Genomic DNA, 14,401 nt, shown 5'->3' with positions numbered 1-14,401 from the left:
TCGTTTAGATCACCACACCGAGAGGGCTCACCTCCTCCTTGAGTACCACCCCCAGTTTCACCTGCACTTCCTTGCGTACCAGCCTGGCCAGCTGCACCATGTCCGCCGCCGTGGCCGATCCCGTGTTGACCAGGTAGTTGGCGTGCCTGTGGCTCACCGCCGCCCCCCCCACCCTCAAGTCGCGCAGCCCGGCCCGGTCGATGAGCCACCCGGCGGGGATGCGGCATTCCCGGCAGCGCCCCCCCTGGTCCTCCTCGAACTGACTGATCAGTTCCGCGTCATCCACTATCGGATTCATGAAGAAGGAGCCGGCGCTCTGGTCGCAGGAAAGCTGTTTCGCCTCCCGCTTCGCCAGCGTTTGCGCAACCTTGGCGCCGATCTCCTCCGGGTCTCCCGGGGTAAGCGCCAGCAGTGTGCCTACTACGATCAGCCGCGTATCGCCCTTGAAGCGGCTGGCCCGGTAGCCGAAGGTGCACTCGTCGCGGCGCAACGTCACCGTCTTCAGCGTCGCGGTGTCGACGACGGAGACCGTGGCCACTGCGTCGCCGATGGAGCCGCCGTAGGCGCCCGCGTTACCCCGGACCGCGCCTCCCACGGTACCCGGGATGCCTGCCAGCGACTCAAGCCCGGACAGTCCCCAGGCCACGGTTCGGTGCACCAGGGCGGTCAGGTCGAAGCCGGACTGGACTTGGACCATGCCGCCGGACCGGGTGACCCGGTTCATCAGCAGCCGTATCGCAACGCCGGGGAAGCCTTCGTCGCTGACCAGGAGGTTGCTTCCCCCCCCGAGGATGCAGAAGGGGAGGTGCACCTGCTGGGCGAAGCGCAAGGCCTCCTGGAGTTCGCGCAGCGTGCGGGCGCCGATAAGGAAGCGGGCCGGGCCGCCGATCCGCAACGTGGTGAACGGCGCCAGGGGCACGTTTTCTTCGATGTTGAGGCGGGAGTCAGTGTGACGGTTGGCATTTGGCATAGCGGATATGATACACGACTGAGCCTGAATGCCAATGGAAAGGTGGGGAAAGTTGGGGAAGGGTACAGCGGAGGGGAAGGGGACTGGCACCTGGCGGAGCCAGTCCCCTTCCAGTTGCGGTTACAACCTGAACCTCTGTACCATCTGCTGCATCTCGCCTGAGAGCGCGGAGAGCCGTTCCGATGCCGCGGAAATCTCCTGCGAGCCGCGTGCGCTCTGCTGCACGGTGCCGGAAATCTGGTGGATGTTGTTAGTGATCTCCTGGGTGGTGGCGGTCTGCTCCTCGGCGGCAGTCACGATCTGGTTGATCTGGCTGGTCACCTCGTTGATCTGGGCCAGGATGTCCTCCAGCGCTTCGCCGGAGCGGGCCGCCTCACCGGTGCCGCGGGTCACTTCCTCGACCCCCTCTTCCATGGCACGTACCGCGAGCTTGGTTTCCTGCTGGATGTTCTTGATCATGGTACCGATCTCGCGGGTGGCCTTGGTGGTACGCTCGGCCAGGGCGCGGACCTCGTCCGCGACCACGGCAAAACCACGCCCTTGCTCTCCGGCGCGGGCCGCCTCGATGGCTGCGTTGAGCGCTAACAGGTTGGTCTGGTCGGCAATGTCTTCGATGGTGGCTACGATTGCGCCAATCTGGTCGCTGCGCGTCCCCAACTGCTCGACAACGTTGGCGGAGTTGCGCACGTGGTCGGCAATCCTGTTCATGCCCTGAACGGTTTCCCTGACGATGGCGGCGCCACTTTGCGCCGATTCGTTGGCCCGCCCGGAGCTGCCGGCGGCCAGGTGGCAGTTGCGGGATATATCGTTGCTGGTGCAAGACATCTCTTCGCTGGCAACCGCCACCGTCTCGGCTTGATTCACCACCGCGCCCGCGTCGTCGGCCATGCAGCGGGCGTTGGCGTTGAGTTCCCCCGCTGCGGCGGAGACGTCCAGGGCACTGCGGTTCACCTTTTCCATCACGTCGCGCAGCCCCTCGACCATGCGCCGCATCGCCTCGTAGATGCCGGTCCTGCCGGTCTCCAGGCGCACGGTAAGGTCTCCCGCTGCCACCTGTTGGGCGATCTCCTCCAGCTCTTCCGGTTCGGTGCCGATATGGGCGATCAGCCTGCGCACCACCAGGATGGCGACCACGCAGATGCTGGCAAGGATTACCACGGTAAGCGCTATCACCAGGTACACGTCCTTGAGGATCAGCTGCTTGTTGGCGTCGGCGGCCTGTTGCACCAGGGCGTCCAGGTCGTCCACGTAGGTGCCGGTGCCGATGACCCAGTCGAAGGGGGCAAAGTAGAGGGAATAGCCGCGTTTGGGAGCCGGTGTATCGCTCCCCGGCCGCGGGAAGTGGTAGTCCGTGTAGCCGCCGCCGGGCTGTTTGCCATTCTTGATGATCTCCCGGATCAGGTATTTCCCCTTGGCGTCCTGGAGGTTCATGCGGTTTTTCCCTTCCGCGGGTTTACCCAGGAGGACCACGTTGGTGCCGTCTGAGGTGTCGGCCCAGAAGTAGCCGTCCTTGCCGAACTTGAGCCCCCGGAGCAGGTCGGCCCCCTGCTTCTTGGCCTCCTCTATGGTGATCTCGCCCTTTTGCTGCCGGTCGCTGATCTCCTGCAGCAGGCTGACCGCGGTCTGGACCTCGGCCTTGGCCAGCAGATCGGAGTTGGCGTAGAGGGACTCGCGGTAGGACTCGTGGAAGCGGGTGGTGAGGTCATAGAACTGCTTCATCACTGTCAGACCGGTGGGGGCCCCCAGTACGCAGCAGCTCACCAGGACCAATAGCAGTATCTTTGTTTGAAAGGACAGTCTCGTTTTTTGGTTCATGTGTGGTTCCTCATTCTAAGGCGCCGTCGCCTTATTCTTTTATCGCCATCCATATCGGCACTTTCGGCCAGAGATTGAGGATTATTTGCCACCAAATAGCACCGGCGCACGTTGCACTGACTGTGCAGAAAAGTCTCAAGTCCGGCGCAACCCTGGCGATAAAGGTGACAGCGTTGACATGGAAGGGATGCCGGGGCACAGAAGTGCGCAGGCCGGGCTAGGGCCGGACCGGTGCCAGAATGGCGCCTAGGGCACGCAGTTCCCTTCTGCCATGTGATCGGTGCTTTTTAGCGGCCGATACCGATGAGAGTTGCACCGGGGGTACCTGAGAGGGTACCCCTTCTTTTTGGGCCCATTGCCGCAAGTCTAGGTGTGCCAAGGATATGTGCTGTGGATAAGAAGTTCTGGTTCTTCAGAGAAGTGAGAGGTGGGAGGTTCAGCGTATCTTCCCCAAGTGATTCCCTTGAGTTACACGGGGAGCGAGGAGTATGCTGGCCCACGAAGTACGGCACGTGAACAAGAGTTCCCCCCTTTCACGAAGGGGGGACAGGGGGGGATTTGCCGTAGCGTAGGAATCGATGGATCAGTAGAGCAGGTACGGCTTGCGCTGCTCCAGGAAGTGCTTCACCCCCGCAGTCCAGCGTGCCTCGATGGCGGCTGGCGTCTCGCCTGCTTGGAGCCCCTTGCGCAGTTCGGGGGAGCCCGCCATATCGTCGATGCCGCCGCGGAAGAACTGCGCGCGGTTTGCCTCCGGAAGCGCCGCCTGCAGCGCGGCCATGACCGCCACCCCGGTCTGCACCGGCTCGACCTTGCGGTAGTCGGTGATCTCGATGCTCACCCCGGCCACGAGGCGGTCGCGGTACTTGGGCGCGCTGGAGATGCCGGGGAGCCGGATCGGGGTGAACTGCAGCGGCTCGAAATGCAGTCCCGGGAGCTGCTCCTCGTTCAGGCGCAGGGCGAGTGCGTTGGCGTCGATGCCCGGCCACCCCGCGATCTGGAAGGGCCTCATGCTGCCGCGTCCTTCGGACGCGCTGGTCCCCTCGAGCATGCCGGTGCCGGGGTAGAGCAGTACCGACTCGATGGCGGCCAGGTTGGGGCTGGTCGCCACCCAGCGCAGCCCGGTGTCCTGCCAGCGCATCTCCCGCCGCCACCCCTGCATGCGCACCACCCGCAAGTCCAGCTTGTCGAGGTCGGGGAGCATCCGCTCGCCTTTGATCATCTCCGCCAGTTCCCCTACCGTCAGGCCGTGTGCCAGCGGAATGGGGTAGAGGGAGGTGAAGCTGCCCGGTATCTTCTCCCTCACGAAGCCTGCCACGTAGTCCCCTCCCAGCGGGTTGGGGCGGTCCAGCACCAGGAACGGGATGCCGGCCTCGGCGGCGGCCTGCATGGCCAGTCCCATGGTGGAGATGTAGGTGTAAAAGCGCGCCCCGGCATCCTGGATATCGAACACCATTAGGTCAATCCCCTTGAGGTCGTCCGGGCGCGGCTTCTTGCCCGCGCCATAGAGGCTCTTAACCGGTATGGGGGCCTGGTTGTCGTCGGCCAGCTTGACGCCGTCCTCGGCGTTCCCCTTGAGGCCATGCTCGGGAGAGAAGATCAGCGTGGGCGTTACCCCTTTGTGCTCCATGATCGTCAGCAGATGGACGTCTCCCACCATGGCGGACTGGTTGGTGATCAGGGCGAAGCGTTTGCCCTGCAGCGGCAGGAACCCCTGCTCGCTTAGGACCTCGGCACCGGTCTTGACGATCTCGGCATGTGAAAATCCGGGAAACAGCAGCAACAGCATGAGGGATAGTGCGACAACGGAGGATGAAACTCGAGACACAGCGTACCGCCTTCTGGTTGAGATGATGGGGGAGCTTACCTCACAAGTTTGCGCGAAGGCAAGCCCCATGCGGCTTTTCGGTGAGGTGGATCACAAGGCGGGATATTGGGGGGGCATTGGTCTTGTCTTGTGGGCAAGCAGCGGTGTTATTGGCATATTTTGAATGGCTTATTCGCGACATAATCATGTCTTCCCAGCTGTCAGACATGACCGGGAGGGAGTGCTGAAAACAGCTGACATCTCGACACCTTCAGCATCAAGGTGAAGTCGATCACCGCCTTCACCATGGACACCAGCATCTATGGCGACTTCTGCAGCGCCTGCCGCATGCTGGTCGCTTTTCCATGAACCACTGCAGGTGTGGCCACAAGGGGATGAGCAACAACTTCGCCATGTGGCAGGTCACCTTTCCGCTGAACATCCTATCCAGCTCGCCTGCCGGTCGAAGCAGTTCAGCGCTCCCCGGCGCTCCAGCCTGAGCCCCGCATACTGGTCCATCCCCAGGCACAGTGCCGCGTAGATCCTCGCCGCGGCCAGCACTTCCGGGAAACTCACCAGTTCCTCGGGGGTGTGGGAGATCTCCAGCGCGCCCGGCCCCAGGATGAGCGGCCGGCATCCGGCAGCGTGGAACAGGTTACCGTCGGAGTGGGAGCGGAAAGCCTCGAACTTCAAGGTGAGGCCCAAGCGCTGGTAGGTCTCTTCCAGGATGCAGGCCAGCTGGTTGTCGGTACCCAGGTTGTACCCGGCCGAGGCGAAGTCGAAGTCGACCGAGAGATCGAGCCCTGGAATGAACTGCCCGGCCTCGGCCGTGATACGTCGGATGGCCTGCTCCACGGAATCCGGGCCGCGTTCCGGGGGGAGGTGCAGATCGATCCACGCCTCGCACCGGTCCGGCACCACGAATCCCTTCTGGGAGGAACGCATCTCCCTGATGGAGTAGACGATCTCCGACTCGCCCCGTTTGAACAGGGTGTCCTTGCCCAGGTGCAGGAGCACACGCAGCATGGACTCTACGGCGTTGTGCCCCAACTCCGGCAGCGAAGAATGGCTGCGCACCCCCCGGGTGACGAAGCCCGCTTCGAGGTAGCCATAGTGCGCGAAGCAGGCCGACAGGCCGGTGGGTTCGCCGATCACCGCCCACGGCGCCTGGTTATCCTGCAAAAACGCTGCGCTGCCGTCGCCGTTCTCCTCTTCACCCACCACCAGCAGCAGCCCGACGTTCGGGCGCCGCGCCGGTTTGAGCGCCTGGGCCAGGGCGAGCCAGGTCTCCACCATGGCGGCGCACCCCCCCTTCATGTCCGCGCTCCCCAGTCCCCTGATCTGGTCCCCCTCCTCACGCGCCCCGAACTCCTCCAGGTCCCAGGCCGGGACCGTGTCCACGTGCCCCACCAGGTACAGCCTCGGCTCTCCCTCCCCCATGGTAACGCGCAGGTTGTAGCGCTCCTCCTCCACCTCCTGGCGCTCGACCGTGAAGCCGGCCCGCGAGAGGAGGTCCTCCAGGTAGAGCTGGATGTCCTCCTCCTTCCCCGAGGGGGAGTAGATGTCGATCAGGTCGGTGAGAATCCCCTTGAGCCGGACCGGGTCGATGGCGGCCATGACCTCTTCGAGACGGCTGCTCATGGCTTTTTCACCGCTTTCTTCTTATGCCGCTTGGAGAGGTTGAGCGTCATGTAGAGGTGCTCCTGCACGTTGTCGAAACCGTGCTTTTTGAAGAACCGGATGGCCGGCTCGTTGTCGGCCGAGGTGTCGATGATGATCATGCGTACCCCCTGTTCCTTAAAGCGCCTCTTCAGCTCCTTGAAAAGCCTGGCCCCCACCTGCATCTTCTGCAACTCGCGGCGCACCCCGAGCCACACCAGGTAGCCGTACTTCCAGGGCGAGTGGTGCTTCTTCACCGTGGTACCCAGTGCGAAGCCGAGGATGCGCTCCTCGTGCTCGGCCACGATGCACAGTTCGTTGTCGGAGTTGAACAGCGTGGTGATCTCGTACTCGTCCCAGGTGCGGTAGAGGCTTTGCGAGTATTCCGCGGTGAAGACCTCCTCCCCGATGTGAAACACCTCCGGCAGGTCCTCGATGATCATCTGCCGGATACGGGGTGCCTCCTCCTCGTGCGGATCTGTTTGCGACATGACCTACCTCGTGAACGGCATATTGGGCTGCTGCTCACATTATAGCAGAGTTGCGCGGCGGCAGACTGTGACAGCCGCACCCGCTTCTGACATGGAGGGCGGGGAGGGAAGGGGATTACGCGGCATGTGACTGTGTAACCTCAGTCGTGATGGTGCTTATCCAGCCTTGAATAGGGTGGAGCTTTCACAGGCAAGAGGCGCGCTGTCATGGTTTTGACCCGTGGTTTAGCTCTGCCTGCCGGATATTGTCTGCAAAAGCACAACATCGCGTTTCGACATGGTAAACTTCATGGGTTCGTAATCTGGAGAGGTTAGGCCTTTCCCATCTAGTCCATCTTCTGCCGCCATGACGTGGCTGGAGAGCTGCCATCGTGCAGGGAGCTGCATGTCCCGAACCCTTGCTACATACCTCCGTCTGGCCCTGGGGCTCGCCTTGCTCTCGTGCCTGGCCGCGCCGGCCCGCGCTGCCGAGCCGGTGGAGGTCGCCGTCTCCGGGGTCGAGGGGGACGCGCAGGACAACGTGCGCCAGGCGCTCGAGTTGCCGCATGGCCTTGTGCGCGATGGCAAGGTGGACCGGCTCTGGCTGGAGCGCTTCGCACGGCAAGCGCCGGAAAAGGCGCGGGTCGCCCTGCAGCCGTATGGCTTTTACCGCGCCAAGGTGACCGCCGCGGTGCGGGATGAAAAAGACGGTAAAACCCGGGTCGAGGTTGCGGTCGATCCCGGGGAGCCGGTGCGCGTGGTCGAGGTCGACCTGAAGCTCGAGGGGGAGGGGGCGCAGCAGAAGGAACTGCGCCGCCTGGCCGCCTCCTTTCCGGTGAGCCAGGGACAGGTGCTGTCGCAGCCCGACTACGAGCGGGGCAAGAGCGCGCTGCAGGCGCAGGCCCAGACTTTAGGCTACTTGGACGCCGGCTTTCCACGCCACGAGATCCGAATTTCCCCTGATCTTGCCACCGCCCGTATCCGCCTCACCATGGATACCGGAGGGCGTTATTACTTCGACGGTACCCACATCGAGGGGGGCTCCGAGTATCCCGAGGTGTACCTGAAGCGGTTCGTCGCTTTCAAGGAGGGTGACCCCTTCTCGTACGCCAAGCTCGGGGAGACCCAGCTCAACTTCGCCAATTCCGAGCGTTTCCGGCAGGTAGTGGTGACACCTCAGCGCGAGGAGGCGAAGGAGCACAAGGTCCCGGTTCTGGTACGGTTGACCGCCGCGCCGCGGCGCACCCTGCGGCCCGGTCTCGGCTACGGTACCGACACCGGCGGTAGGTTCTCGGTGCACTATCGCGATTTGAACCTCGCCCACGAGGGCAACGACCTCGACATGAGCCTCTACGTGGCGGAGCGCCTGCAGGGCTTTGCAGGGCGCTACACCATGCCCAGCGCCAGCGATCTCAGGAGCTCCACCTCGATTCAGCTCAACCTGCAGCGCGAAATTGTTACCACCTATCAAAGCCGGCTGGCGGCCATGGAAGTCGACCACAACTTCGGCCTGGGGCGCGGCGAGGTCGCCACTCCTTACCTCAAGATCCAGCAGGAAAACTACCAGGTGGGGAGCGTAAACTCGCAGGCCAGGCTGGTGCTGCCGGGCTTCCGCTTCTCCAAGGACCGTTTCAACGACCTGGTCCGCCCGACCAGCGGCTACCGCGTTTCCCTGGACCTGCGCGGCGCCCACCGCTACTTAGGCTCCGACACCGGCCTGATCCAGGGCATCGGCAACGCCAGCGCGCTGATCCCCATCCCCGGGCGCCTTACCTTACATGCCCGCATCAACACGGGATACAGCCTGTTGACCGATCCCTTTGCGGAACTCCCCCCGTCGATCCGCTTCTTCGCCGGTGGCGACCAGAGCGTGCGCGGCTACGCCTATCAAAGTCTTGGCCCCAAGGACTCCTCCGGCCGGGTGGTAGGGGGGAAACACCTGCTGGTGGGAAGCTTGGAGTTGGAACGGGCCCTTTTCAAGAACTGGGGCGTGTCGATTTTCGACGATGTCGGCAACGCTTTCAACGATTTTGCCAACATGAGGCTCATGCAGGGGGTGGGGATAGGCGCCCACTACTACACACCGGTGGGGGGACTCAACCTGTACCTGGCCCATCCGCTCGAGCCAAACTCACCGCCGATCCGCGTCCATTTCACCGTGGGGTTTGAATTTTGAAGCGGCTGGCACTCTACATAGGGGTCCCCCTGCTGGGGCTGGTGGTCGTCCCGGCGGCCGGCCTGTTCTGGCTGCTCGATACCAGCTCGGGCGCCCGGTTCGCCGTCACCACCCTCGGGGGGCTTGCCGGCGCCAAGGTCTCAGTGCGCCAGGTGGAAGGGCGGCTGTGGGACCGGGTGCGCCTGACGGGCGTGCGAGTGGACCGCCCCAAGGTGGCGCTGCAGCTCGAGCGCCTGGACCTCTCCTGGGAGCCCGTGCGCCTTGTGCACGGCAAGCTCCTGGTGCACGACCTCTCCCTCACGGCGCTGCGCATCCAGGATGATACCCCGCTGGTTGCCAAGGCCCCGGAACTGAGTTGGCCGCAGGTAAACGAAAAGCTGCTGCGCCTGGAGGCGCGGGTGGAGCACTTCAGCCTGAAGGAGATGAGCTACCGCCACCTGCAGGCTGAGCCCTTCCTGTTGAGCGAGGTTGCCGCGGGGCTCACCCTGCGCGACGGCGTGCTCACCGTCTCAGGGGGGAGCCTCTCCGAGGCCCGGGGGACGGCATCGGTAGAGCTCAGCGCCGGCCTGCGGCGTCCGTCGCTGCGTCTCGACCTGCGCTTTGCGCCTTCGCAGCCGGTGGCTGACCTGGATGCGGTGTCGGTGCAGGCGCGCCTTGAGCCGGGACGGGCTCCCGAGCAAATGACGGGTCCCGTCGCCCTCTCCGGCAGCCGCCGCGGCAAGGGGCGCCTGGAAGTGACCAGCGAAGTGGGCATCACCCGGACCGGCTTCAACTTCAGGGGCTTGCGGCTGCTGCGCCCCGACCGCCGTGGGCTTCTCACCGGCAACGGCAGCATGACCCTCACCAAGGACGAACCGCTCTTCGCGCTGGCCCTGCACGCGGGCCACCTCGACCTGGAGCGGGAGCTCGATCACCCCGCCCTGCTCGACGGCGACGTCACCTTCTCCGGGAGCCCGTCCCGCTACCTGGGCACCTTCAACCTCACCAACCAGGGACCCGGCTGGGAGAGCATGGGGCTCGCGGCGCGCTACCGCGGCGACCAGAACGGGATGCGCCTTAACTCGCTCTCCGGCAAGTGGCTCAAGGGGAGCGTGCGCGGCGCGGTCAACGTGGACTGGAGCCGGGGCTGGCGGGTGAGCGGGAAACTGTCCGGACGGGGGCTCGACCCGGAAGCGCTGGCCGCCGACTGGAAAGGGACGGTGAACCTCGACCTGACCGGTGTCGTGGGGCAGCGGGAGCACGGGCCGGTGACGGGGAACGTGCAGGCGCGCCTTCTGGACAGCAGGCTCAAGGGGCACGACCTGAGCGGGGAAGTGGAGGGGAGTTTTGCCGGCGCGAAGCTCGCGGTGCGGCGCCTGCTGCTGGCTGGCAAAGGGTTCCGGTTCCGGGGGAGTGGCGAGCCCGACCGGCGCTTTGATTTCACAGCCGACGTGACCGACCTCTCCGGACTGGTCCCGCAGAGTGCCGGGGCGGTTGCCGCCGACGGCTGGCTGCGCTGGCGCGAAGGTATGCTCTCCGGCGCGGCCGCTGCCAAGGGGCACGACCTGGTGCTGGGCGGTGTCCGAGCCGGCAGCGTCGACCTGCAGGCAAGCCTCGGGGAGGGAAAGGATTTCCCGGTCTCCCTGAGTGGAACGGCGACCACCGTTCGGGCCGGGGAGGTCGCGGTGGACGGCGCCACCCTCGCGCTACGCGGCACCTCCAAGCGGCACACCGTCGATGCGCAGCTTAGCTCCCGCGTGGCCAAGGTCGATCTTGCCGCCGCGGGCGGCTACGCCGACGGCGTCTGGCGCGGCGAACTCTCCCGCTTTGCGGGCAGCGACGGCGTCGGCCCCTTCGCGCTCGCGGCACCGGCGCGGCTCACCATCGGACAGGGGCGTTTCAGCACCACGCCGCTGGTCATCGACGGTGCCCCCGGCGAGCGGCTGGAACTGGCCGGACATCTGGAGCGCGACCGCTCGGGCGCCTTTACCGGCAGCTGGAGCGGCCTCAACCTGGCCCGGGCCGACGTCTGGCTTCCCAAGGGGAATGTCACCGGGGCTTCGTCCGGCAGCTTCGACCTGCGCCTCGCCCCCGGTGGACGGGCCACCGTCACGGCACGTACCGAGGCGACCGGGGCCGTGGTCACCGAGGGTAAGCGGGTGGGGTTGGAGCGCTTCCAGGCCACGCTGCAGGGAGGGGCACAAGGCGTCGACGCCGCCGTTGATCTCGCACTCGAAAAAGGGGAAGGGAATGCCCACGTCACCTTCCACTCCGAGGAACCCGCCCGACTCGCCGTCCCCGCGCGCGGCGACCTCACCCTCGCCTGGGCCGACCTCGACCTCGCGCTGCTGCGTCCCTACCTCTCGCCCGACCTGGCCCTGGAGGGGAGGCTCGCCGGGGAGGTGCAGGGGCGGCTGCGGCCGGGGCGGCGCCTGGACCTGAGCGGTAACACCGCCCTGGTCGGCGGCCGTGTCCTCTGGCGGGCCAAGGGGGACGAGTTCGATGCCTCCATCGACCGGGCCCAGTTTTCCTTCGAGCGGCGCGACACCGGCAAGCCCGGCGGCGCGCTGGTGCTTCATGGCAGCGCCGATGCCACCGGGGCCTACCGCTCACAGGGCGAAAAGGTGAGCGGCCGCCAGTTCACCCTCCGTGTCGACGCCGACGGCAAAGGGACCCGTGCCGCCGCCGACATCTGGCTCGACACCGGCGGCAGCCTTCAGGCCGCACTCGCCTCCGACTCCCCCGCCGGCAGCGCCCTTCCCGAGACCGGCGACTTCAGCCTCCAGTGGAGCGACATCAAGCCCGCCCTGCTGCGCCCGTGGCTCCCCGGGACGGTGAACATCGACGGGGAACTGCACGGCAGCGCCAAGGGGAGGCTCCTCCCCGGCAAGCGGCTGGAAGTGGCGGGCGACGCCGGCTTCTCGCAGGGGATCGCCCGGTGGCAGGGCAGTACCGGCGAGGCGAGCGCCGCGATCCGCTCGGCCCTGCTCAACTTCGCCTGGCGCGGCGAGACCCTGACCGGCAACCTCGATCTTTCCCTCGCCGACTACGGCCAGGCCAAGGGGGACTTACTGCTCCCCATCCCGGCCCGGCTGCCGGTGGCACCGAACCCCAACGGCGCGGTGGAGGTGAGCTTGTCCGGGACGCTGCAGGAGCACGGCTTCCTCAACACCTTCTTCCCCGGGCTGGTGCAAGAGACCCGCGGCACGCTCAGCGTTGACCTGAAGGCGGGGGGGACCTGGGGCGATCCCACCTTGAACGGGACCCTGCAGCTGGCCGATGCCGGCGCCTATCTCCCCAGCGCCGGGATCACCCTCACCGGCGTGGAACTGCTGGCGCGCCTGGAAGGCGATGAGATGCGCATCGAACGGTTGCGGGCGCTCTCCGGCGGCGGCGAGCTGGTCGGCAACCTGCTCATGCGGCTCAAGGGGTGGCAGGTGCAGGATTACAAGGGCACCCTGAGCGGGCAGCGGTTCCAGACCGTGTACCTGCCCGAACTCACCATGTACACCTCGCCCCAGCTGACCATTGCCGGCGACGCCAAGAAGGCCACCATCAACGGCGAGATCGGCATCCCCGAGATGCTCATTTCCGGCTCACCGGCCCAGCACGTGGTCGCGCCCAGCGAGGACGTGGTGTTCGAGGGTGCTCCCCCCAAGGGCAAAGAGACCGTCATCCCGCTGCTCATGGAGGGGAAGGTGAAGGTGGTGCTCGGGGACAAGGTGCGGGTGGAGGCATCCGGTATCGACGCCCAGCTCGGCGGCAGCATGGATCTGGTGCTTAACGGCATCGACAAGATCGAGAGTTCCGGGGAGATCAAGGTGGTCAAGGGACGCTACCGCGCCTACGGCATGAACCTGGAGATCGTGCGCGGCCGGATCTACTACGTCAACGACCCGGTGACCCGTCCCACCCTCGATGTGCTCGCCCTGCGCACGGTGGGGGACGTCAAGGCGGGGGTGACGGTGGGAGGCTTCCTGAACGCACCGGTGGTTAAGCTCTACTCCGAGCCCACCATGCCCGAGGTGGACATCCTCGCCTACATGGTGCTCGGGCACCCCATGGGGACCAGCAACGAGCAAGGGGGCGCGCTGGCCACCGCGGCCGCCGGCCTGTTCTCGTTCGGCAAGTCAGAGTCGTTGCAGGACCAGATCAAGGACCGGCTCGGCCTGAGCACGCTGGGGCTGGAGCAGGTCGACACCACCACGACCGGCCGGATGGGATACAAGGAGATCGCCACCACCCCGACCGGCGCCATTTCCGCCAAGACTCCCGCCGCCGGCGAGTCCGTCTTCTCCGTCGGCAAGTACCTGACCCCTGAGCTCTATCTCAGCTACGGCCGTTCCCTGATCACGGGGCAGAACCTGTTCCGGCTGCGCTACGACATCTTCAAGCGCCTGCAGCTCGAGACCCAGAGCGGCTCCGAGTCCGGCGTCGACCTGTACTACAAGCTGGAGTTCAGGTAGCAGCTTGCGCCACGGAAGCCTTCTGACGCGATAAACATTGATCACCTTCCGGTGTGGAACCTGATAGCAGACAAGCAGACTGTAAAAGCGAAGGGGCGGCCGATTAGGCCGCCCCTTCGCGCTTCAATTCTGTAAAACCGTCGCTACTTCTTGGTGAGGTAGCGGCTCTTCACGTTGTAGCTCACCATCCATTCCGCCATAGTGCGCTTGGGGAGCGTCTTCAACAGTTCGGCGCTGATGGCGTCGGCGTCGCTCCCCTTGGCTGCCAGCTCAGTCGCCTTCTTGTCGAACACCTGGATGTATTCCTTCATGTCCCGCAGATCCTTCTTGCTGGAAAGGGGACCGTGACCGGGGACGACCTTGTCGACGTCCATGGCCAGCATGGAGTCTATGCTCCGGATCCAGCCGCCGAAGTCGCCGTCGGCCAGGAAGGGATGGAAGTCGGTGAAGAGGATGTCGCCGGCAAAGAGGATCTTTTCCGCCGGGAGGTAGACCACCAGGCTCCCCGCGGTGTGAGAGGGGGCGGTGCGAACAAGGCGCACTTCCTCGCCGCCCAGGTCGAGCAGCATTTCGTTGCTGAAGGCGAGGGTGGGGACGGCGATCTCGGTGCCCGCCATGTCCTCGGGCTTGAGCCCGTAGTTGGCGGCACGCTGCAACAGGCCGGCGCCGTTAGCGGCAAGGTAAGTGCGGTCGGCCTCGTGGGAAATGACGGTGGCGCCCAGCTTGGCGAAGACGCAGTTGCCCAGCGCGTGGTCCAGGTGGGTGTGGGTGTTCACCACGTACTTGATCGGCTTGTCGGTGACCTTGCGGAGGTCGGCCAGGAACCGTTGCCCTTCTTTGGCCGAGATCAGGGTGTCGACCACCAGCACGCCATCCTTGCCGATGACGATACCGGCGTTGGCGGCGAAGCTGTGCCCCGGGGAGGCATCGTTGCTCCCGACGTAGGAGTAGACGTGGTCGGCGAGCCTAGTCAGTTCGGCGCAGGCTGCCTGGGCCATGAGCAGGGTGAAAGCGAGGACGACTACGCTCAATACTGCGGGTCGTTTCATCTCGGTCTCCTTA

At 65.3% G+C, this 14,401-nt stretch carries 8 protein-coding genes; 2 read left to right on the top strand and 6 right to left on the bottom strand.

Features of this window, described 5'->3' with window-relative positions; all coding sequences use genetic code 11:
* Positions 1-4: 4 nt before the first annotated feature.
* The 5 genes from murB to K7R21_RS10325 all read right to left on the bottom strand — a co-directional run bounded on the left by murB (position 5) and on the right by K7R21_RS10325 (position 6,739).
* A complete protein-coding gene (gene murB, locus K7R21_RS10345; RefSeq protein WP_224983173.1) occupies positions 5-970 on the bottom strand; it encodes a UDP-N-acetylmuramate dehydrogenase in 966 nt (321 codons plus the stop codon).
* Positions 971-1,090: 120 nt separating this feature from the next.
* Positions 1,091-2,785 carry a methyl-accepting chemotaxis protein gene (locus K7R21_RS10340; protein WP_224983172.1) on the bottom strand — a complete coding sequence of 565 codons (1,695 nt, stop codon included), beginning with the start codon at positions 2,783-2,785 and terminating at the stop codon, positions 1,091-1,093.
* 583 nt (positions 2,786-3,368) lie between these two features.
* A complete protein-coding gene (locus tag K7R21_RS10335) occupies positions 3,369-4,610 on the bottom strand; it encodes an exo-beta-N-acetylmuramidase NamZ family protein (protein WP_224983171.1) in 1,242 nt (413 codons plus the stop codon).
* Between the two features lie 402 nt (positions 4,611-5,012).
* Positions 5,013-6,230, bottom strand: a complete 1,218-nt coding sequence (locus tag K7R21_RS10330) for a M20 family metallopeptidase (RefSeq protein ID WP_224983170.1) — start codon at positions 6,228-6,230, stop codon at positions 5,013-5,015.
* A complete protein-coding gene (locus K7R21_RS10325; RefSeq protein WP_224983169.1) occupies positions 6,227-6,739 on the bottom strand; it encodes a GNAT family N-acetyltransferase in 513 nt (170 codons plus the stop codon). The genes K7R21_RS10330 and K7R21_RS10325 overlap by 4 nt, the downstream gene beginning before the upstream one ends.
* 385 nt (positions 6,740-7,124) lie before the next feature.
* Here K7R21_RS10325 and K7R21_RS10320 point away from each other — a divergent pair, with 385 nt between their 5' ends.
* Together K7R21_RS10320 and K7R21_RS10315 are read left to right on the top strand one after the other, a co-directional pair.
* Positions 7,125-8,894 (top strand): autotransporter assembly complex protein TamA, encoded by a 1,770-nt coding sequence (locus tag K7R21_RS10320; RefSeq protein ID WP_224983168.1) that lies wholly within the window; start codon positions 7,125-7,127, stop codon positions 8,892-8,894.
* On the top strand, positions 8,891-13,339 hold the full coding sequence (locus tag K7R21_RS10315) for a translocation/assembly module TamB domain-containing protein (protein WP_224983167.1): 4,449 nt from the start codon (positions 8,891-8,893) through the stop codon (positions 13,337-13,339). The genes K7R21_RS10320 and K7R21_RS10315 overlap by 4 nt, the downstream gene beginning before the upstream one ends.
* Positions 13,340-13,482: 143 nt before the next feature.
* On the opposite strand, the gene K7R21_RS10310 is transcribed toward K7R21_RS10315, so the two are convergent.
* Positions 13,483-14,388 (bottom strand): MBL fold metallo-hydrolase, encoded by a 906-nt coding sequence (locus K7R21_RS10310; RefSeq protein ID WP_224983166.1) that lies wholly within the window; start codon positions 14,386-14,388, stop codon positions 13,483-13,485.
* Positions 14,389-14,401 lie beyond the last annotated feature (13 nt).

It is taken from the genome of Geomonas agri (assembly GCF_020179605.1).
Classification (GTDB): Bacteria; Desulfobacterota; Desulfuromonadia; order Geobacterales; family Geobacteraceae; genus Geomonas; species Geomonas agri.
Note: the sequence above shows the minus strand (reverse complement) of the source record. Positions and strands in the feature narration are given on the sequence as shown.